General features: G+C 63.0%; 21 protein-coding genes. 15 read left to right on the top strand and 6 right to left on the bottom strand.

Annotated elements, in window-relative coordinates; genetic code table 11:
- Positions 1–73 precede the first annotated feature (73 nt).
- Entirely contained in the window at positions 74–298 is a 225-nt protein-coding gene (locus X728_RS157440; protein ID WP_023738631.1) for a hypothetical protein, read from the top strand.
- Positions 299–307: 9 nt separating this feature from the next.
- Here X728_RS157440 and bluB read toward each other — a convergent pair whose 3' ends face one another.
- Positions 308–943, bottom strand: a complete 636-nt coding sequence (gene bluB / locus X728_RS157445; protein ID WP_023693940.1) for a 5,6-dimethylbenzimidazole synthase — start codon at positions 941–943, stop codon at positions 308–310.
- 304 nt (positions 944–1,247) lie between these two features.
- Between bluB and X728_RS157450 the strand changes: the two genes are divergently transcribed.
- From X728_RS157450 to X728_RS157465, 4 genes are all read left to right on the top strand, one after another.
- A complete protein-coding gene (locus X728_RS157450; RefSeq protein ID WP_023673440.1) occupies positions 1,248–1,760 on the top strand; it encodes a DinB family protein in 513 nt (170 codons plus the stop codon).
- Between the two features lie 446 nt (positions 1,761–2,206).
- Positions 2,207–2,857, top strand: coding sequence for a hypothetical protein (locus X728_RS157455; RefSeq protein ID WP_023831124.1), 651 nt, complete (start codon positions 2,207–2,209; stop codon positions 2,855–2,857).
- Positions 2,858–3,250: 393 nt separating this feature from the next.
- A complete protein-coding gene (locus tag X728_RS157460) occupies positions 3,251–4,036 on the top strand; it encodes a GGDEF domain-containing protein (RefSeq protein WP_023673438.1) in 786 nt (261 codons plus the stop codon).
- Positions 4,037–4,582: 546 nt separating this feature from the next.
- Entirely contained in the window at positions 4,583–5,008 is a 426-nt protein-coding gene (locus X728_RS157465; RefSeq protein ID WP_023831123.1) for a hypothetical protein, read from the top strand.
- A gap of 203 nt (positions 5,009–5,211) precedes the next feature.
- Here the strand turns inward: X728_RS157465 and X728_RS157475 are convergent, their stop codons facing one another.
- From X728_RS157475 to X728_RS1000000170965, 3 genes are all read right to left on the bottom strand, one after another.
- Positions 5,212–5,514, bottom strand: a complete 303-nt coding sequence (locus X728_RS157475; protein WP_023831121.1) for a DUF982 domain-containing protein — start codon at positions 5,512–5,514, stop codon at positions 5,212–5,214.
- A 164-nt stretch (positions 5,515–5,678) separates the two neighbouring features.
- Complete coding sequence (locus tag X728_RS157480) at positions 5,679–7,733, bottom strand: ATP-dependent helicase (RefSeq protein WP_023831120.1); 2,055 nt, start codon at positions 7,731–7,733, stop codon at positions 5,679–5,681.
- 142 nt (positions 7,734–7,875) lie between these two features.
- A complete protein-coding gene (locus X728_RS1000000170965) occupies positions 7,876–8,043 on the bottom strand; it encodes a hypothetical protein (RefSeq protein ID WP_023831119.1) in 168 nt (55 codons plus the stop codon).
- 136 nt (positions 8,044–8,179) lie between these two features.
- Here X728_RS1000000170965 and X728_RS1000000170960 point away from each other — a divergent pair, with 136 nt between their 5' ends.
- Complete coding sequence (locus X728_RS1000000170960; RefSeq protein WP_023693936.1) at positions 8,180–8,332, top strand: hypothetical protein; 153 nt, start codon at positions 8,180–8,182, stop codon at positions 8,330–8,332.
- A gap of 237 nt (positions 8,333–8,569) precedes the next feature.
- Here the strand turns inward: X728_RS1000000170960 and X728_RS157485 are convergent, their stop codons facing one another.
- A complete protein-coding gene (locus X728_RS157485) occupies positions 8,570–9,538 on the bottom strand; it encodes a LysR substrate-binding domain-containing protein (RefSeq protein ID WP_023735479.1) in 969 nt (322 codons plus the stop codon).
- A 190-nt stretch (positions 9,539–9,728) separates the two neighbouring features.
- On the opposite strand from X728_RS157485, the gene X728_RS1000000170955 reads away from it, so the two are divergent.
- The 6 genes from X728_RS1000000170955 to X728_RS157510 all read left to right on the top strand — a co-directional run bounded on the left by X728_RS1000000170955 (position 9,729) and on the right by X728_RS157510 (position 16,586).
- The gene (locus tag X728_RS1000000170955; protein ID WP_245266105.1) at positions 9,729–10,484 is read left to right on the top strand and encodes a hypothetical protein; all 756 of its coding nucleotides are present in this window, start codon (positions 9,729–9,731) and stop codon (positions 10,482–10,484) included.
- 25 nt (positions 10,485–10,509) lie between these two features.
- Positions 10,510–11,466, top strand: coding sequence for a DMT family transporter (locus tag X728_RS157490; RefSeq protein ID WP_245265458.1), 957 nt, complete (start codon positions 10,510–10,512; stop codon positions 11,464–11,466).
- Positions 11,459–11,692, top strand: a complete 234-nt coding sequence (locus tag X728_RS157495; RefSeq protein ID WP_023684750.1) for a hypothetical protein — start codon at positions 11,459–11,461, stop codon at positions 11,690–11,692. The genes X728_RS157490 and X728_RS157495 overlap by 8 nt, the downstream gene beginning before the upstream one ends.
- Positions 11,693–11,859: 167 nt before the next feature.
- Entirely contained in the window at positions 11,860–12,306 is a 447-nt protein-coding gene (locus X728_RS157500; RefSeq protein WP_023670270.1) for a MucR family transcriptional regulator, read from the top strand.
- A gap of 135 nt (positions 12,307–12,441) precedes the next feature.
- The gene (locus tag X728_RS157505) at positions 12,442–14,319 is read left to right on the top strand and encodes an ABC-F family ATP-binding cassette domain-containing protein (RefSeq protein WP_023831118.1); all 1,878 of its coding nucleotides are present in this window, start codon (positions 12,442–12,444) and stop codon (positions 14,317–14,319) included.
- A 158-nt stretch (positions 14,320–14,477) separates the two neighbouring features.
- Entirely contained in the window at positions 14,478–16,586 is a 2,109-nt protein-coding gene (locus tag X728_RS157510) for a molybdopterin oxidoreductase family protein (protein WP_023695559.1), read from the top strand.
- A 58-nt stretch (positions 16,587–16,644) separates the two neighbouring features.
- Here the strand turns inward: X728_RS157510 and X728_RS157515 are convergent, their stop codons facing one another.
- The gene (locus tag X728_RS157515; protein WP_023684753.1) at positions 16,645–17,121 is read right to left on the bottom strand and encodes an Lrp/AsnC family transcriptional regulator; all 477 of its coding nucleotides are present in this window, start codon (positions 17,119–17,121) and stop codon (positions 16,645–16,647) included.
- 103 nt (positions 17,122–17,224) lie between these two features.
- On the opposite strand from X728_RS157515, the gene X728_RS157520 reads away from it, so the two are divergent.
- From X728_RS157520 to X728_RS157530, 3 genes are read left to right on the top strand one after another with little or no spacing between them, the layout of a single operon-like run.
- Positions 17,225–18,427 carry a diaminopropionate ammonia-lyase gene (locus X728_RS157520; protein ID WP_023752542.1) on the top strand — a complete coding sequence of 401 codons (1,203 nt, stop codon included), beginning with the start codon at positions 17,225–17,227 and terminating at the stop codon, positions 18,425–18,427.
- A 2-nt stretch (positions 18,428–18,429) separates the two neighbouring features.
- The gene (locus tag X728_RS157525; RefSeq protein ID WP_031195177.1) at positions 18,430–19,656 is read left to right on the top strand and encodes a Zn-dependent hydrolase; all 1,227 of its coding nucleotides are present in this window, start codon (positions 18,430–18,432) and stop codon (positions 19,654–19,656) included.
- Between the two features lie 12 nt (positions 19,657–19,668).
- Positions 19,669–20,841 carry an amidohydrolase gene (locus X728_RS157530; RefSeq protein ID WP_023831116.1) on the top strand — a complete coding sequence of 391 codons (1,173 nt, stop codon included), beginning with the start codon at positions 19,669–19,671 and terminating at the stop codon, positions 20,839–20,841.
- Positions 20,842–20,846 lie beyond the last annotated feature (5 nt).

Raw genomic sequence — 20,846 nt, 5'->3', positions numbered from 1 at the left:
TGCGGGAAAATGGCGATTGCGCAGGCACGCACGGCTTCGAAGGGAAATCAGCGGAACGGAAAGACATCGGACCATGTTTGACGGGACGCGCTGGCCCTACCTCCACCTCAGACCGGGCGACATAAAAGGGAGCCTTTGGATTATCGGCATCTTGGCTGCCGTGGGCCTTGTTCTGCTGCTCTTTTCGGGTCGCCGCACAGATACGAATTTCGGTTTCGGGCCTGAATGGCAGTGCACTCCGATGCCGAAGGGCGACCCGATCTGCGTCAAGCTCATCGCCAAGGAAGAGACGAAGTGATGGGCAGCTTTACCGCCTGATCACTACCGGCGGCCGCCGGCGCTCCCAGCCCTCGCGTTCCAGCGTCGGCAGATCATGCTCCTCGCTGGCATAGCCGAGGCAGAAATAGCCGATCAGCGTCCACTCAGGCGGGGTGTCCAGGATTGCGGCCATCTCGGCCGCGTCGAGGATCGACACCCAGCCCATGCCGATGCCTTCCGCCCGCGCCGCCAGCCACAGCGTGTGCACCGCCATGACGGCCGAATAGTCGATGGTTGCCGGCATCGTCATGCGGCCGAGCCCATGGCCCTGTTGCGTCGTGCGGTCGGCGAAAACCGCGAACTGGCAGGGCGCTTCATTGAGACCGGCGAGCTTCAGCCGGGCATAGAGAGCGGCGCGCTCGCCTGAAAAGCATTCAAGAGCTTCGGCATTGCACCGCTCGAAACAGTCTCTCACCGCGCCCCGCCGCTCGGCGCTCTCGACCACCACGAAGCGCCACGGCTGGCTGAGACCGACGGACGGCGCGATGCTGGCAAGCTCCAGCAGCCGCTCCAGCGTACCCTCGGGCAAAGCCGTCCGCTCGAAGCGCCGCACATCCCGGCGCCAGCGCAGCAGCGTGACCAGCCCGGCGCGAAAATCATCGGTGAAATCGGGGGGTGGTGGCATGGCGATCAGGAGACTTGTGTGGGGAATAGGCAGTAGGCAGTAGGCAGTAGGCAGTAGGCAGTAGGCAGTAGGCAGTAGGCAGTAGGCAGTAGGCAGTAGGCAGTAGGCAGTACAGCCCTCAGACCCTATTGCCTACTGCCTATTCCCTAAGCTGCGGCCGCCGCCTCCTTCCAGCAAGGCGGGCTGAACGGACGGGTCGCGTCGTGTCCGGCGAGTTCATAGAACAGAATGGTCATTGGCGGCTGCGTCCTCGCGGTCTAATTAGGCGCCTGCGGCTGAAGCGGAACTCGTCGGCGGGAAAAAGATGAAACAGCATTTCATGATGTTCGCGGCCTACAATCAATGGGCCAATGGCCGCATCTACGATGCCGTCGCCGCACTTGACGAAGAAGAGTTCAACCGCGATGTCGGCGCATTTTTCGGCTCGATGATGGGCACGCTCAACCATCTGCTGGCCACCGACCGCATCTGGATGAAACGCTTCACCGGCGAGGGCGACGCGCCGGCAAAGCTCGACGCCATCCTGCACCGCGCATTGCCTGGCCTAAAGCTGGCGCGTGAGGCCGAGGACAGGCGGATCGTCGACTGGGTCGGCGGTTTGACCGAAAAGGCTTTGTCCGGCCGCTTCTCCTACATGACCGTTTCCGACATGCGCACCGTCTCGCAGCGGCTGGCGCCGGCGCTGGGACACGTCTTCAACCACCAGACCCATCACCGCGGCCAGGCGCATACCATCCTGACCATTCTCGGCCGGCCTTCGGTGCAGCTCGACCTGGCGTTTTTCCAACGCACCGACGAAGGCCGCGCCTACGCCTGATCTCCTGACCGCGCTTCCCGTTTAAACGCACGGGAGCGTTAACCGGTGCATTTGCGCGGCCGTCGATGCCCGGCACCAGCTCTGGATCCAAGCCGGGTTTGAGGACCCTGTCGGCACAACGCTGCCCGGTGACTGGGCCAGATGGCTGGGCTGTCAGTGGCCCGCCTTTTGTGGGCCTTCGGCTCCAGGCCGCCGCAGCCACAACCCGCTCCAACTCCGGTGGAATTTCTGTCGAGAGAATTAAACAGAGTTTAAATATTGAAGCAAAAACATATTTTTTTTTAGCAGATCAGTGCACGCCTTGAGAACTACAATCCTTATTCTTGGAAAAAATAAAGAAACTATAAGGAAGACTCGTGCGTAGCTGTGAGTGCATAAGCATATGTCTGCTTTGGTTTGCTGGCATGTTGCAATGCACAAAGCAGAACGGCAACAAGGAGAGTGTCATGGTTAATATCACTCAAAAAATCGCTAGAACACTGGCGGCGGGTGCAATTATCGTCATTTTTGCCGCTCCCGCGAATGCAGGCGGCGGAATTGGCGTCGGTGTCGGCGCATCTATCGGCGGTGCTGGCGGCATCAATGCCGGTGTTGGCGCTTCGATCGGCGGCAGCGGCGGGGTCAAGGCCGGTGCCGGCGCCTCGGTTGGCGGCAGCGGCGGTATCAAGGCGGGTGCTGGCGCAACGGTCGGCGGCAATAACGGCGTTACTGCGGGCCTCGGCGCCTCAGTCGGCGGTAGCAGCGGCATCAAGGCCGGCGCTGGCGCGACGGTCGGCGGAGCCGGTGGCATCAAGGCCGGTGTTGGGGCCACGGTCGGCGGCAGCGGAGGTATCAATGCCGGTGTCGGCGTCAACGTCGGCAGCGGCATCAACGTCGGTGTCGGCGTCGGCATTGGCGGAACGCCGGGCACGCCCGGTACCCCCGGCACTCCAGGAACTCCTGGAACACCAGGCACCCCTGGGACACCCGGTGTCGTCGCCAGCATGTCGAACAGCCAGCTGACACGTATGAAGAAGCGCTGCGTCGATGTGCTCGCCAGCGAGGGCACCTACGACAGCGATCTGCGGCAGCTATGCCTTATGATCTCGCGTCGCTGAGACAGGTTTCGCCGGGAGTGTCGAGCCAGCCGTGAGGCTTTACGGCACTCTCCTACCGCATGGCCCAGACTTCCCGAGGGACATGCGCTGACGAGAAGCCTCCGGCCAGTCGGAAAGCCCGCCGCGCAAGTGGCGGGCTTTTTGTCGCCACTCACAAGGCAACCGATCGCGCCTTTCGATTGCCGGAGCGTTTTATCGTTTAACGGAAACGGTGAAACGCGCTATCCCTTTGTCTTGGTAATTCTCAGGGAAAGCGCCCACGCGCTTCTCCCGGGAAAGCTGCTCACACTTTCCTGGAATTGTTCTGGTTAACCACATTCGAATTGCAGGTAAGATTTTAGGGTTTCATTTGTGTTCCCGCTGCAAAATGGCGAACACAGTGGGAGAAATGGCATGCGGGTCGATCTGTCGCCCACGAGCTGGGGCAGGGTCATAGCAGTCACGGTTGTCGGCACGGCGATCTGTATCGCGGCGGCCTTCTTTGTCGATTCCTACAATTTTCCGTCGCTGTCGCCCGATGCGCTGCGCTGGGCAATGCTCACCGACCTGTTGCTGCCGCTCGTGCTGGGTGGATCGTTCTTCTCTTTCCTGATGTACAAGATGCGCCAGCTGGCGATCGCCCAGAAGAATCTGAGCATCGTCGCGGCGACCGACAGCCTGACCGCGGTGTTCAACCGCGGCGCGTTTTCAATGCTGGTCGAGGCCTATCTCGAACAGGCGCGCAGCCAGTCTGTCGTCGATGCCGGCGCCCTGTTGATAGTCGACGCCGACCATTTCAAGACCATCAACGATCGATTGGGCCACGATTGCGGCGATCAGGCGCTCAAGCTGATTGCGCAGACGATCAAGGCCCAGCTGCGCGGCGCCGACATTGTCGGGCGCATCGGCGGCGAGGAGTTCGCCATCTTCCTGCCTGGCGCCGACCCGTCGCAGTCCTGGCTGGTTGCCGAGGGGATCCGGCGGCGCATCCGCGAGGTCGAGTTTGCCCCGGATGGACGGCCCTGTCCGCTCTCGGTGAGCATCGGTGGCGTCGCCTTCAGCGGACCCACCACCTATGCCGACATGTTCCTGACGGCCGACCGGCACCTCTACAAGGCCAAATCCAACGGCCGCGACCAGGTCAGTTTCGAAACGACCGGGCCGCGCGGCCTGCTCGCCGGTGATCCGACGTTGCATTGAAATGCGGGCGCCAGGCGAGGCTCCGGTCGGGCGCAGGAGCTTTTCAAACGGATCGCGGCAATGCGACCTGGAACACGCAGCGGCGCCGTCAGCTTCCATGGTGTCGACTGCAGCAGGCCTCGTTCCTTAACGCAAGTGTTTCGGTCTAATGGTGGCGCTGCGATCCGTTGGCCTGCCGCATCGTTATGATGCCTTCAGATGTACCTAAAATAGTCCTCGCTTGCTGCGTCCGCCGCTGCTTGCGGGTTGGCCGTCCATTTCTGCTCGAGGTGTGGATCAACCCGATGGCGAAACGGTGGCTGCAGCGTCGCTCGCTATCGCGCGTGGTACCCGCCTCGGCGGCTTGTACCGTTATCCACTGCTCATAGATCGGATGAGTCAGTGATCCAGAAGTCGGCCTAAACTGTTGGAACGACAATTACTTAGAGAACAAATAATCCGTAGAGTTTCCGTTGTTCCATTCATCAAGATCATGATATATTCAACTTCCTGATCAGCCATAATGATTTGTGTCTGACGTCTCAAAGGCCAGTTAATATCTCAGAGATGGGCAAGCATCTGCAAAAACTCAAAGGAATTTTAACACGGCATCTAGGCCGGGGGCTCCTCGAGTTCGCCTCAAGGTATGGATGCGTGACGCGGCACCATGTAAAGGATGAAGACATCGATCTCGTCAGTTCCGATTATCCACAAGCGATTTCTTTCCTGGCGAACGAATTCAAGATTAAAGCCATTCAGTCGCGATCGATACCGGAGGAGGCAGTTTTTGGCAGGCTCTATGATGCAGTCCTTGCGCTTTCATTCTTTTCCCACATGCCGATAACAACTGGGCGCGATGGCTGGTTCGTCTGTTCAGCTTTGTGCGGCCTGGTGGCATTCTGGTTTTCACAACTCACGGCTCGCGATCCCTGCCTTTTCTTCAAATGGAGACGTACCGAGCGAATTTGGCTTTCGGTTTGCATTGAACAGTGAACAGGCCGACATCGCGGTTGAGGAATACGGCATGATGGCCATGGAACTTGGGTTCGTGATCAAACATCTCAAGACGCTTCCAATGCCGAGTTACTCTAAGATGAATTGGACGCTTGGTGGGATCACCAAGACGTGTTGTCGTTCGACGTCTGCCGGCAAGTCCGAGTGATCTTTTTTGCTGGGCAGGCCTGGTCCCGGCCGTCTCAGACGGCGTAGCCGCCATAACCGTGTGCGACCGGCTTGACCGAGACGGCCGGCTGGACCGCGGGCCAGAGGATGCCTGCCGTGACCGCAAAGGTGATCAGGGCATCGCGTGCGGCCTCGGTCGAGATTTCTCCGGCGCGCGCCGCCTCGCAAGCCCTCACGGCCGCGCCATAGCTCAGGCGCCGGCGTGACCGCGGAAATTCGGTCAGGAAATCATGCATGTCGAACAGCGAGGCGAGCATGCGTTTGTGGCCGGCGCCAACGCTAACGGCAACCGGGGTGAAGAACATCGCGTCGTGCATTCTGGCCTCTCTGGATGGGCGGAAGGGCGGCGGCCGCCGCCCTCCGATCGCGGGTTGGACGCCAGAAAACGCGGCTGGCGGCCCGAGGTTCCCTGAGAGATGCCATGACAGGACGATTTGCTCTTGAGGTCGCTCCCTGCCGGCATCCGCGGTTGCGGCGGCTTCTATTTCCACATGCCGCGCATGCGGGCGCCGAGGTCGACGCGGACTTCAGGTCTGTGGCGCGGATCGTCCTTGGCGTGGACGCTCGCCCACGAGGTCTGCTCGAAAGCGCCGAGGATCGAGGCCGGGATGAAACGGGTTCGCGAGGCGTAGACGTGGCGGTCGCCGCGCGCTGCCTGGCCGTGGGTGAAGAAGCGCTGCGGCGTCACCAGATGCAGGCCGTCCTTGGCCCGCGTCATAGCGACGTAAAGCAGCCGGCGCTCCTCCTCGATGTCTTCCTTGGTGCCGACGCCGAGATCGGCCGGGATGCAGCCATCGACGGTGTTGAGCACGAAGACGTTCTTCCATTCCTGGCCCTTGGCCGAATGAATGGTCGACAGGATCAGATAGTCCTCGTCGCGGTGCGGCGGCCCGGCCTGGTCGCTGGTCGCATCCGGTGGATCCAGCGTCAGCTCGGTCAGGAAGCGCTCGCGCGAAGCATAGCCGGAACCGATCTGCTCGAGCTGCATGAGGTCGGCCCGCCGCGTCGTCGCATCCTCGTGGATGCGCTCAAGATGCGGCTCGTACCACAGCCTGACCTGTTCGAGATCGGCCGGCCATTTCCCCGACCGGGCGCGCAGGCCGGAATAAAGCGCAACGAAGGCTGGCCAGTCCTCAGCCGCGCGTTGCGGCGGCCGGTAGCGGGCCAGCCCCATTTCCTCGTCGAGCGATGTCGCCATGGTCTCGACGATGGTGCTCGCCGCCGAAGGGCCGATGCCGGGCAGGAGCTGCAGCACGCGGAAGCCGGCGACGCGGTCGCGCGGGTTCTCGGCAAAACGCAGCACCGAAAGCACGTCCTTGACGTGGGCGGCGTCGAGGAATTTGAGCCCGCCGAACTTGACGAAGGGGATGTTGCGGCGCGTCAGTTCGATCTCCAGCGGGCCGCTGTGGTGCGAGGCGCGAAACAGCACCGCCTGCGATTTCAGCACCGTGCCGGCCTCGCGCTCGGCCAGGATGGCCTGGCAGACATAGTTCGCCTGCTCGGCCTCGTCGCGCACGCTGACCAGTTTCGGCCTTTGCGAGGATTTGCGCTCCGACCAGAGGTTCTTGGTGAAGCGCTCCGACGCCTCCGAGATGACCGCGTTGGCTGCCGCCAAAATAGTCACGGTCGAGCGGTAGTTGCGCTCCAGCATGATGACATCGGCGGCTCGCGCGAATTGTTGCGGGAAATCGAGGATGTTGCGCACTTCGGCGGCGCGAAACGAATAGATCGACTGCGCGTCGTCGCCCACCACTGTCAGTCCGGCGCCGTCCGGCTTCAGCGCCGAAAGGATCGAGGCCTGCAGCCGGTTGGTGTCCTGGTATTCGTCGACCAGCACATGGTCGAAGCGCGAGCCCAGATGCGCCGCGATCTCCGGCTCGGCGGCCATCTGCGCCCAGTAGAGCAGGAGGTCGTCGTAATCGAGCACGTTCTGCGCCTGCTTGGCCTCGACATATCCGGCGAACAGCTCTTTCAGCTGTTCTGCCCACCCCGAGCACCAGGGAAAGGCCGAACCCAGCACCTCGCCAAGCGGCGCCTGCGCGTTGACGGCGCGCGAATAGATCGCCAGGCAGGTGCCCTTGGTCGGAAACCGGCTTTCGGTCTTCGAGAATCCAAGCTCATGCCGGGCAAGATTCATCAGGTCGGCGGAATCCTCGCGGTCATGGATGGTAAAGGCGGGGTCGAGGCCGATCGTCAGCGCATAGTCACGCAGCAGCCTGGCGCCGATGCCGTGAAACGTGCCGGCCCAGGCCAGCGCATCGGCGATGACGGACGCGTCTCGGCCCAGCACCTCGCCGGCGATGCGTTCGACCCGCCTGGCCATTTCGGTGGCGGCGCGGCGCGAGAATGTCATAAGCAGAATGCGTCTGGGATCAGCCCCCTTGACGATCAGATGCGCAACCCGGTGGGCGAGCGTGTTGGTCTTGCCGGAGCCGGCGCCGGCGATCACCAGCAGCGGCCCGGCGATCTGGCCGTCGCCATGTTCGACGGCGAGCCGCTGCTCGGCGTTGAGCTTCGTCAGATAGGCGGGCTGCAAGGACGAATCATTGATGNGGGGAGCCGCTGCTCGGCGTTGAGCTTCGTCAGATAGGCGGGCTGCAAGGACGAATCATTGATGGCGATGGTCATCGCCTATCAAGCATCGTTTCCGCTTTGTTCGCAACGGGCCGAAGTAGCCCCTATCGCCGTGGCGCGACACGCGTTGCCGCCGACTGGCGCCGCAAAGTGGCGCGTTCGTCGCCAGGCACCGGCAACGGATCGAAATTGTCGGGCACGTCCTTGATGATCTCCTTGGCGATGCGATAGGTCGCGTAAGCGAAAAGGCCGGTAATGAGCAGACGGATCATGGCGCGATCTCCTTTGGGCAACCAACCTCAGAGCCGCCGTTTGGTTCCAGCCGACGCGGTGTCGTTTGCGAGCGTGCAACCAAAGCTGAACCACCTCGTTGCCTTACGAAGGAGAGGGCAGACCTAGGAGGTCGCCATGAAGAGGCTTCTGATTCTATTGGCCGCCAGCTTGGCGCTCGCCGCCTGCGACGGCGACATCCAGCCAACCAAAGCCCCGGTGCTCGATCAAACTCCGCAGACGGATTCGGCGCCAAAGCCGGCGGCCAGCGGCGATCAGCCGGCGCAATGATCGTTTTCCGGCGGGAGACGAGAAATGGCTTTCAGGAGAAGAAGGCCGGCGCCGCTTGGGAGGTGAGCTGATAGCGCCGGCCAGGCGGATATCAGGTCCGCCGCAACAACCGAAGATAGCTGAGTCTCTCGCCTGCGTCATGAGGTGGCAGTTTTCGTGCCGGTTCTGCTCGTGCCGTCTGCGCAAAACCAGCAGAAAAGACCACAAATCCCGCAAGGCCGCGGAAAGAATCCGACCTCAGGCAATGGCCTTGCGCAGCACCGGGCCGCCGGCAATCCCGGCGTCCAACTGGCACTGCGTCAGCGCCGCCTCGGCCATGATCCACTGCTTGAACAATTCCACCTTGCGCGTGTAGGGCGCGGTGACCGGGCAGACGAAATACCAGCCGGCGGTGTTGGGGTGATGCACGGCAAACGGCGCCACCAGCCGCTCTGCGCGGATCTCGCTCGCCATATAGGCGCGGTTGGCGACTGCAAAGCCCATGCCGGCATTGGCCGCCTCATAGGACATCATGCAGGAATCGAAATAGATGCTCTTGGTCTCGCCGAGCACGGAACTCGCGCCGGCAAAACCCAGCCACGACTGCCAGTTCTGCGTGCAGGTGTCGGAATGCAGCAGCGTGAAATGCCTGAGGTCGTCCGGCGTCACCTTTGACGGCGGCCTGTCGCCGAGAACTTCGTGGAACAGCTTCCTGCTGCACACCGGCGTCAAATCCTCCTTGAACAGCAGGTCCGCTTTGAGGTCGGGAAAGCTGCCGTCGCCATAGCGGATCTCGAGGTCGAACTCGGAGGTGGCGAACTCATTGGCGGCGTAGGAGGTCGAAACCCGCATTTCGATTTCGGGATATTGCCGCTGGAACAGCGGCAGGCGGGCAAACAGCCAGCGCGCCGCGAACGTCGGCAGCACCGAAATCTTCAGCACATGTGCCTGCGACTGTCCGGTCGCCTCCATGCTGGCCGCCACGATGCGCTCCAGCGCCTCGCGAACGCGCGACACATAGGTCTCGCCCTCGGGCGTCAGCGACACCGCATTGCCGCCGCGCTGGAAGATCTTGAAGCGCAGCTGTTCCTCGAGGCTTTTGACGCGCTGGCTGACGGCGGAAGCAGTAATAAACTGCTCTTCGCCGGCGCGCGTGAAGTTACGGTGCCGGGCGGCACTTTCGACAATCTTCAGCGAATTGAGGTTGACCTGACTGAGCAGACGCACGCGTTTCGACCTTAAGCTGGGCTTACACTAGCACCAGCATTCCTAATTTTACAGGGGTGGGGAAATTAATCGACAGTTTACCAAGTGATGCCCCCATCCTGGAGAAGTAGAATGAACGCCCATACCATACCTGAACTGCGCTACGCGATGAGCCGAGAAGCCATTATCCGGTCATGAGACGGCCTGGAAAGTGTCGGGTTTCGGCGTTGCGCAGTATCTGCATGGCTACGACCCGGCGCTGCTGGCGGCGATCGAAGAGGCGGCGTTGAAGCTCAAGGCCAGCCACGCCGTGCACAAGCACCTCGATCTGACCTTCATCACCGGCGCCGACCGTTTCATCCCGGAGATCAAGGAACTGCTGCATGACAAGCTGCGCCTGGAACGTCTGTCCGACATGATGGGCACCAAGCTCGAGCCCTATCCGCTGTCGATCGTCGGCTCGACCGTCACTTTCATGAATCCCAAGGACGGCGCCGTCGATTGGCATTGCGACGGTGTCCCGGTCACCGAACTCATTCCGCTGTCGATCAGCAATCCGCTGGTCGGCGGCCATCTCGAAATCTACTGCGACGATTCCGAGACCGGCCGCGCCATCCTTGAATCCGGCCGCGAGATTCCGCGCAACCAGGTCATGCGCATCGACCACAAGATGAACTACGCCACGCTCGGCCAGTTTCTCGGCGTCCTGCACCGCACCGCGCCGATCCAGCTCGGCTCGCGCGTCACGCTGGTCCTCAACCAGCGCTCGGTGGCCAAGCCTTATGTCGACGACAATCGCATGTTCTATCTCGCAGCCGACAATGATCAAGATCGCGAATGGGTCAACGAGCTCGCCGAAGACGTCTGGACGAACCAGCTGCCGGCCTATCGCCGCTTCGAGGAAGAACGTCCGGTTACGGCGGCGGCCGATGCGCCGGTCCCGGGCGGATCAAGGGAATCATGGTAGCCAGAGCATAGAAGTGGACGCCTGTTTGGCCGTCGGTAACATCATGGTCGGCGATAAGGACAAGGCACCGTCTCGGCGATTCCGGGGTGGATCGGGCTCGCCGTCGGCCCTGGTCTTCGCCGCCGGCGCGGTCGCCCTGTGGTCGACCAACGCGCTGGTCGGCAAATCCCTGCTGGCCAGCCATCCGGTGTCGCTCGTGCAGTTGCTGCAGTTTTGTGGAGCGGCTCTGGTGTTCGCCGTCATCCATCTGGCGAGCCGGAAGGGGGACACGCAAGGCGCAGCCTTTGCCAAGGGTGCTGACGGCACCCTGGCGCCGGTCGCGGTCGGCTTTATTGGCCTGGTCGGCACCATGGTGCTGCAATACATCGCCTTTGCCTCCATGCCGGTGATCGAGGCCAATCTCGTCGCCTACACCTGGCCGCTGATGGTCGCGGCGGCGGTCATCGTGCTGGGCAAGCGGCAACGCCCCGTGCTGCTGGGTTTGACTGCCGTGTTCGGCTTTGTCGGCGTGGCGCTGGTGATCTCGGGTGGTCGCGGCCAGCCTTTTCTCCAGGGCAGCATCGTCGGCTATCTCGCTGCCTTCGGCTCGGCGCTGTGCATGGCCTTCTATTCGATTGCGGTCGCCCGCCTGGCCACACCGTCGGAGCGTTTGCTTTTGCCTTCGGCATTGGTCGGCGTCGGCCTGACCTTGCTGTGGTGTATTCACGACGGCGCAGCCTGGCCATCCAGTGAGCACCTCCTGCTTGGCCTCTATCTCGGTGCCGGTCCGATGGGGCTGGGATATTATTTCTGGTCGCGCGCCTTGAAGCTTGAAGGCGGCGGCAAGGTTGCGGTCATCGCCTATCTGACCCCGATCGCATCGACGCTGCTGCTGACACTTTCGGGCGAAAGGCTGACGCTGACCGCGATAGCCGGTGCGGTCCTCGTCATCGGCAGCTGTATTGCGGTGGGCATAGAACGCTCGGAGGCTGAACATGCTTGACGACGATGAACGCCTCGCCAGACAGGAAGCATTCTGGCTGCTCAAGGAGTTCGGCGCCGAGGCGCCGCTCTACGCCGCCATGAAGGCCGAAAAAGCGATAGAGCAAAAAGATTTCGGCCGGTGCGCCCGCTGGAAGCGCATTCTGGACATACTGGCCGACTCTAAACCTGCGGCGTCCGTGCAGTTGAAATCTGCTGGCGCGAAGTCGGCCGTTTCCAAGTATTAGATTTTCTAATTTGCAACGTTGCAACCTGTTGTGGAAACATCCTCCTGTTCCGATTCTTGATCGTTTATTGAGACTTTAGCGACCCGTTGGGGGGTGCAGCTAGGTCGATACATCAAGAGAAGTCTTAAAAAAAGCCGGCAACTTCATGACCGGCGGGAGAAACAGAATTGCACACCATCGACAGCAAGACCGCTATTGAACTGACTGCTGACATCGTCTCGGCCTATGTCGGCAACAATCCGCTCCCTGCGTCCGGCCTGCCGGATCTGATCGCCAGCGTCAGCGCATCGGTGCGCAAGCTGGGCAGCATTGCCGCCGTGGAAAGCCCCGCGCTGAACCCGGCTGTCAATCCGAAGCGGTCGGTGTTTCCCGACCACATCGTCTGTCTTGAGGACGGCAAGAAATTCAAGTCGCTGAAGCGCCACTTGATGACCGACCATGGTCTCAGCCCGGAGGAATATCGTGGCAAATGGGGCTTGCCGTCGGACTATCCGATGGTGGCGCCGAACTACTCCGCGACCCGTTCGGCACTGGCCAAGTCTTCGGGCCTCGGCCGCAAGCCGGCCGTTCCGGCCGCCGCGGCCAAGGTGACGAAGCGCAAACCCAAAGCCTGAACCAGGCAGCCTCTGAAAAGTCAGTCTGCTGTTTGCAATGGACGGCGCGCTTAAGGCGCGCCGTTTTCATGCCTTATGCCCCCGCCGGCGCCCAGGCCCTTGCGAAGCGCCGCCCTCCCGTGCAAAAGCCCCGGCATGCTTATCATCAACGATCTTTCGCTCCGCATGGCCGGACGCTTGCTTCTCGATCATGCCTCGCTGACCTTGCCGGCCGGCACAAAGGCCGGCCTCGTCGGCCGCAACGGCACCGGCAAGACGACGCTGTTCAAGGCCGTCACCGGCGACTTTCCCTCCGAGACCGGCTCGATAAGCCTGCCCAAGAACACCCGCATCGGCCAGGTGGCGCAGGAAGCGCCCGGCACCGAGGAGCCGCTGATCGAAATCGTGCTCAAGGCCGACCTCGAGCGCACCGCATTGCTCCAGGAGGAAAAGACCGCCACCGACGCGCACCGCATTGCCGACATCCATATGCGGCTGGCGGATATCGATGCGCATTCGGCGGAATCTCGCGCGGCCACCATCCTCGCTGGCCTTGGCTTCGACGACGCCGCGCAGCGCCGCCCGGCCTCGTCCTTCTCCGGCGGCTGGCGCATGCGTGTGGCGCTCGCCGCGGTGCTGTTTGCCGAGCCCGACCTTCTGCTGCTCGACGAGCCGACCAACTATCTCGATCTCGAAGGCACGCTGTGGCTGGAAAACTATGTTTCGAAATACCCGCACACGGTGCTTCTGATTTCGCACGATCGCGACCTGCTCAACCGCGCCGTCAATTCCATCGTTCATCTCGACCAGAAGAAGCTGACCTTCTGGCGCGGCGGCTACGACCAGTTCGAGCGCCAGTACACCGAGCAGAAGGAGTTGCAGGAGAAGGGCCGTGTCAAGCAGGAAGCCGCGCGCAAACACATGGAGTCCTTCGTCGAACGCTTCCGCGCCAAGGCTTCGAAGGCGAGACAGGCGCAGTCGCGCATCAAGGCGCTGGAGAAGATGAAGCCGATCGCGGCGATCGTGAACGACACGGTGAGGCCGTTCTCTTTCCCGGAGCCGGTGAAAACGGTGGCGTCGCCGATCATTGCCTTGAACAACGTCAATGTCGGCTACACCGAGGGCCAGCCGATCCTCAAGAAGATGACGCTGCGCATCGATGCCGATGACCGCATCGCGCTGCTCGGCGCCAACGGCAACGGCAAGTCGACCTTCGCCAAGCTTCTGTCGGGCCGGTTGAAGCAGGAGAGCGGCACCATGACGGTGGCGCCGGGCCTGAAAGTGGCTATCTTCGCGCAGCATCAGCTCGACGATCTCAGGCCTGATGAAAACGCCTATGAGCATGTCCGCCGGCTGATGCCGGAGGCGCCGGAATCCAAGGTACGTGGCCGCGTCGCCCAGTTCGGTCTCACCACCGAGAAGATGAACACCCCCGCCAAGGACCTGTCCGGCGGCGAGAAGGCGCGCCTGCTGATGGGCCTGTCGGCCTTCGAAGGCCCGAACCTGTTCATCCTCGACGAACCGACCAACCATCTCGACATCGACAGCCGCGAATCCCTGATCCATGCGCTGAACGAGTTTCCCGGCGCCGTCATCCTGATCTCACATGACCGCCATCTGCTGGAAGCGACCGCCGACCGGCTGTGGCTGGTCAAGGACGGCGCGGTCAACCCGTATGATGGCGACCTTGAGGACTACAAGACGCTGGTCACCGGCGTGTCGGGTGACCGCCGCGGCAAGCGCGAGGCCGAGAAGGCATCGAAGGCCGATCGCCGCCGCGATGCCGCGGCGCGCCGCGCCGCCTTCGAGCCGCTGGCCAAGGAAATCCGCGCCACCGAAGCGCTGATGGACCGCATCCGCAAGCGCATCGACCTGATCGAGGATGAACTCGCCAATCCGGCGGTATACGAGAAGGATCCATCGACGGCGACCCGGCTGGCCAAGGAGCGCTCGCAACTGGCACAGCAGCTTGCCGGTCACGAGGAAAAGTGGCTGACCATGTCGGCCGAGTACGAGGAAGGCACGGCGGAGTGATTTACCCTCCCCCTTGTGGGGAGGGTCGATCCGCAAAGCCGAGCGGGGCGGGGGTCTGCGCCGCACCCCACCCCGGCGCTGCGCGCCGACCCTCCCCATCAAGGGGAGGGTAAGATCTGGCCCTACACGCCGCCTGCGAAACCCGCTAAAAACGCCGCATGAACCAGCACGCCAAGCTCAGAATCGGCCACTCCGCCTGTCCGCATGATTGCCCTTCGACCTGCGCGCTCGAGGTCGAGCTGCTCGATGGCAACCGCATCGGCCGTGTCCATGGCGCCAAGTCCAATACGTATACGGCTGGCGTCGTCTGCGCCAAGGTCGCGCGCTATGCCGATCGTGTCCATCATCCGGACCGACTGCTGAAGCCGCTGATGCGCGCCGGCGCCAAGGGCGACGGCGTCTGGAAGGAATCCAGCTGGGAAGCGGCACTCGACGTCGTCGCCGAGAACTTCATCGCGGCCGAGGAAAAATACGGCTCCGAGACCGTCTGGCCTTATTTCTATGCTGGCACGATGGGGCTGGTGCAGCGCGACGGCATCGACCGGCTGCGCCATGCGAAAAAATACTCCGGGTTCTTCGGCTCGATCTGCACCAATCTGGCCTGGACCGGCTGGATGATGGGAGCGGGCGCCTTGCGCGGTCCCGATCCGCGCGAGATGGCGAAGTCCGACTGCGTGGTGATCTGGGGCACCAATGCCGTGGTCACGCAGGTCAATGTCATGACCCACGCCATCAAGGCGCGGAAGGAGCGTGGCGCCAGGATCGTCGTCATCGATGTCTACGAGAACGCGACGATGAAGCAGGCCGATATAGGCCTTGTGCTGAAGCCCGGCACCGATGGCGCGCTGGCCTGCGCGGTCATGCATGTGCTGTTCAGGGAAGGCATGGCCGACCGCGCCTATCTCGAAAGATACACCGACGATCCGAAGGGGCTGGAAGCGCATCTGGAGACGCGCACGCCGGAATGGGCTTCCGCCATCACCGGTCTTGCCGTCACCGAGATCGAGGCTTTCGCCCGCCTCGTCGGCACGACGAGGAAAACCTATTTCCGCCTCGGCTATGGCTTTGGGCGTCAGCGCAATGGTTCGGTCAACATGCACGCGGCGTCCTGCATCGCCGCCGTCACCGGCGCCTGGCAATATGAGGGTGGCGGTGCCTTCCATTCCAATTCCGGCATCTTCAAGCTCAACCAGGATGTGCTGGAAGGCACCGCGATGCGCGATCCCAATATTCGCCATCTCGACCAGTCGCGCATCGGTCCGGTGCTGACCGGCGCAGCGGACGCGCTTTACGGTGGCCCGCCGGTGACGGCGATGCTGATCCAGAACACCAACCCGGTGAATGTCGCACCCGAGCAGCGGCTGGTGAAACATGGTTTTCTGCGTGATGACCTGTTCACCTGCGTGCACGAACAGTTCATGACCGACACGGCAAAGCTTGCCGATGTCGTTTTGCCGGCAACGATGTTTCTCGAGCATGACGACGTCTACAAGGGCGGTGGCAACCAGCACATCACGCTCGGTCCCAAGCTGATCGAACCGCCGGAAGGGCCGCGCACCAACCATTTCGTCATCGAGCAATTGGCGCAGCGTCTCGGCGTCGCCGACCGGCCGGGCTTTGGCCTGACCGAGCAGCAGCATATCGACATCATCCTCGGCAAGCGCGGGCTGGGCTCCTTCGCCAGCCTCAAGGAAGACAAATGGGTCGACCTGCAGCCGGATTTCGAGGCGGCGCATTTTATCGATGGTTTCGGCCATGCCGACAAGAAATTTCACTTCCGCGCCAACTGGAGCGGGCAGGCGGCGCCCAACCGGCCGCCGAAAAGCATGGGCCTGTTCGGGCCGGTGGCGGAACTCCCCGAATTCCCCGACCATGTCGACCTGATCGAGGTCGCGGATGCGGAGCATCCGTTCCGGCTGACGACATCACCGGCGCGCAACTTCCTCAATTCGACCTTCTCGGAAACGCCGGTGTCGAAGGCCAAGGAAGGCCGGCCGGAATTGTTGTTGCATCCGGACGACGCTGCCGCGCTTGGCTTGGGCGACGGCGACCGTATCGAGGTCGGCAACCGGCGCGGCGAGGTGGTGCTGCACGCAAAGCTGTTCGAAGGCCTCAAGCGCGGCGTGGTGATCGCCGAGGGCATCTGGCCAAACAGCGCCCATGAGCGTGGCGAAGGCATCAATGTGCTCACCGGCGCCGACGCACCAGCGCCCTATGGCGGTGCGGCCTTCCACGACAACAAGGTCTGGCTGCGGCCGGCTGGCTGAAGCAATTCCAGGAAAAGTGTGAGCGGTTTTCCGTCCGGAATTGCGTAAAAGTGACTGGCTATCCCGGCAGAGGCACCGTCAGCCCCACCTTGACACGGTCCATGGCAACGAAGGTGCGGAATTTTCGGACATTCTTGCTGTCGAAGAACAGTCTGCGCGTCAGGGCCTCATAGGCCCCCATGTCGGCCGCGGTGATGACTAGGATGAAGTCGGCCTCGCCGGTGACGTAGTAGCATTGCTGCACTTCGGGCTCTGCCGAGAATTGCCGCTTGGCCGCGTCGATCAGGTCCGAGCGTTCGCTCTCCAGTTCGACCTCGACGAAAATGGTGATGGGATGGCCGACCGCCGCCGGGTCGACCACGGCGACATTGCCCGCAATGACGCCGGACTGTTCCATGCGCTTGATGCGCCGCTGCACCGCCGGCGCCGACAGGTTGACGGCTTCGCCGATCAGCCGCTGCGGCATCGTGTTGTCCCGCTGCAGGATGGCAAGGATGGCGAGGTCGAAACTGTCGAGTGAAGGCGATCGAGGCAAAGCGCTATCCTGGCGAAACAAACTTGCATTTCGAAGCGCCAATAACAGCGCTATTTGCGCCTCGGCTGCAATATGATTTCGTCACACCCAAAGGAGGCCACCCGTGTTCCTGCTCAACAGCAATGCCTTGCACCGTCGGCCGCTCGATCCGGTCGATGCCGAAACGCTGGGGAATGCCGGTGCCGATACGGTCGAGCGCTTTCTTGCCCATCGCGACAATCACCTGGCAACTCCGTTGCATGCATTGCCGACGCTGGCCGGCGAACTCGGCCTCGGCGCCGTCCACATCAAGGATGAAGGCTTTCGCCTCGGTCTCGGCAGTTTCAAGGCGCTCGGCGGCGCCTATGCCGTTTTTCGACTGGTGCTGGAGGAGGCGAGCCGATCGCTTCATCGGCCCGTTGACGTGGCCGATCTCAACCGGTTCGACGTCCGGGCGGTCGCTGCCGGCATGACGGTTGCCTGCGCCACCGACGGCAATCATGGCCGCTCGGTCGCGCAAGGTGCACAGTTGGTAGGCGCGAAAGCGGCAATCTTCGTTCACGCCGGCGTCAGCGAGGCGCGCATTGCAGCAATAGCCCGCTATGGCGCCGAGATGATCCGCGTCGACGGCAATTATGACGACTCGGTCAGGCAGGCCGCCGAGGTTTCAGCGGAGCAAGGCTGGACCGTGGTGTCCGACACCTCCTGGCCGGGCTACGAGCGCATCCCCGGTCTGGTCATGCAGGGCTATACGGCGATCGTGCGCGAAGCGTTGGGCCAGTTGCCGCAGCCGCCGACCCATGTCTTCGTGCAGGCCGGTGTCGGCGGCATTGCCGCCGCCCTGGCCGGCCATCTCGCCATCGTGCTCGGTGACGCCAGGCCGACCTTCATCGTCGTCGAGCCGGCCCGCGCCGCCTGCGTTGTCGCAGCCGCCCGGGCGGGCCACGTGGTCAAGGTCGCACACGATCAGCCGACGGTGATGGCGATGCTCGAATGCTACGAGGCCTCGCAAGTTGCCTGGCGCGTTCTGGCGCGGGTTGCCGATGCCTTCATGACAGTGGATGAGGAGGAGGCGGTCGCGGTGATGCGGCGGCTGGCACGGCCGGCTGGCAATGATCCAGTGATCGTCGCCGGCGAAAGCGGCGGCGTCGGTCTGGCCGGGCTGATCCGGGCGGTGGCCGACCACAAGGCCGCGCTCGGGCTCGACGACAAATCCCGCGTGCTGCTGATCAACACCGAAGGCGCCACAGACCCGCATCGCTATACCGAGCTGGTCGGGCAGAGCCCCGCCGATGTGCTGGCCGGCAAGCTGAAGGCCGAGGCATAGCCATGATCGGGATCGATGCACAGCGTCTGCTTGGCCGCATCCGGGAACTCGGCGCCGTTGGCCGCGACAGTGAGGATAGGCTGATCCGGCTCGCCGCCTCCGACACAGACAGACAGGGCCGTGACCTCTTTGTCGGCTGGCTCAGGCAGGCCGGGCTGGAAGTCGCCATCGACCGGGTCGGTAATATCTTCGGCATCTGGCAAAGCCCCGACAATGCCGGGCAGGCGCCGCTGCTCATCGGTTCGCATATCGACACCGTTATCGATGCCGGCATCTATGATGGCTGCTACGGCGTGCTGGCCGGGCTGGAGGTGATCGAGAGGCTGCAGGCTTCGGGCTTTTCGCCGTCGCGCCCGGTCGCGGTCGCCGCTTTCACCAATGAGGAAGGCGTGCGCTACACGCCTGACATGATGGGCTCGCTATGCCATGCCGGTGGCGTCAGCGCCGAGGCCGTGCTGGCCGCCATCGGCACGGATGGCAGCGTGCTCGGCCAGGAGCTCGCCCGCATCGGCTATGCCGGCGACCGCGAACCCGGCTTCCTCAAGCCGCATGCCTATCTCGAACTTCATATCGAGCAAGGGCCGGTGCTGGAGCGTGAAGGCGTGCCGATCGGCGCGGTCGAGAATTTGCAAGGGATTTCCTGGCAGCGCATCACCATCGACGGCGCCGCCAACCATGCCGGCACCACGCCGATGTCGATGCGCAGCGACGCCGGCCACGCCGCCGCCCGCATCATCACCTTCCTGCACGATCGGGCCAGGGCTTCAAATGGGCCAACCGTGGCCACGGTCGGCACGATGCGCTTCGAACCCAACGCCATCAACGTCATTCCCGCGCGCGCCGTCTTCACCATCGACCTGCGCGATCCCGACGAACAGCGCCTGCAGGCGCATGAGGCGGCCCTTGCTGCCTATCTCGAGGAGCTTGAGGTTTCGGAGAACGTATCGATCTCGGTCGAGCGGCTCGCCCGCTTCGAACCGGTGCTATTCGACATCGGCATCGTCGAACTGATCGAGGCGGCCGCGAAGAACCGCGGTCTCGGCGTCAGGCGCATGACATCGGGCGCCGGCCATGACGCGCAGATGATGGCCCGCCTCGCGCCGGCGGCAATGATCTTCGTGCCGAGCGCCGGTGGCATCAGCCACAATCCGCGCGAACACACTGAAGATGCCGAGCTTGTCGCCGGCGCCAACATCCTGCTTGATGTCGCCAGTGAGCTTGCAAAATAGGTCGGGGAGAAAATGGCTGAGCTCGATCGTGATGTGCTGAAGCAGGAAATGACCGGCTGGCGGCGCGATTTGCACGCGCACCCCGAGTTCGGCTTCGAGGAAAAGCGCACCGCTGCCTTTGTCGCCGCGAAGCTGCGCGAATTCGGGCTGGACGATGTTGCAGAGGGGGTCGGCGGCACCGGCGTCGTCGGCACATTGAAGCGCGGCAGCGGCAACCGGGCGATTGCGCTCAGGGCCGACATGGATGCGCTGCGCATCACCGAGCAGTCCGCGACAGCCTATCGCTCGCAGAACCCCGGCATCATGCATGCGTGCGGTCATGACGGCCACACCACCATGCTGCTCGGCGCGGCAAAGCTGCTGGCCGCCGAGGGTGGTTTCGACGGCACCGTGCGTTTCGTTTTCCAGCCGGCCGAGGAGTGGGGCAAGGGCGCGCTGGCAATGCTCGATGACGGGCTGCTGCAGCGCTTCCCCTTCGACGAGATCTTTGGCCTGCACAACATGCCGGGCCTGCCCGTCGGGCATTTCGAGACCCGTGCCGGCCCGTTCATGTCGGCGGAGGACAATTTCGAGATCGTGCTCAAGGGCATCGGCGGCCATGCGGCGCGGCCACATTCCGGGAACGAGACCTTGGTCGCCGCCTGCGCGCTGGTCACCAATCTGCAGACCATCGTCTCGCGCCGGCTGAGTCCCGCCGACATTTCGGTGGTTTCGGTGACCGAGCTGATCACCGACGGCACCCGCAACGCATTGCCCGGCCTCGCCCGCATCCTCGGTGACGCCCGCAGTTTTCGTCCCGAGGTCAGCGCCGAGATCGAGCGCCAGATGCGGGTCATCGCGGCAGGCACCGCCGCTGCCTACAATGTCGCCGCCGACGTGACCTATAGCAGGGAATTCGTGCCGCTGCAGAACGATGCCGACCTGGTGGACGCGGCCTTTGTCGCCGCAAGGCGCGTGCTGGCCTATGGCGCCGCCAGCATCGCGGCGGAGCCGATGACCGCCTCGGAGGATTTCGCCCGCTTCCTCGATCACGTACCGGGCTGCTTCGTCTTTCTCGGCAATGGCGAGACCTCGCCGCCGCTGCACAATTCCAGCTACGACTTCAACGATGACGGGCTGTTGCACGGCACGGATTTCCATATCGCGATCGTCAGGCAAAGACTGTGCGGCGCGATCGGGAAATGACGCCT

The organism is Mesorhizobium sp. L103C119B0, from assembly GCF_000502235.1.
Classification (GTDB): Bacteria; Pseudomonadota; Alphaproteobacteria; order Rhizobiales; family Rhizobiaceae; genus Mesorhizobium.
This window is presented reverse-complemented; position numbering and strand designations above follow the sequence as displayed.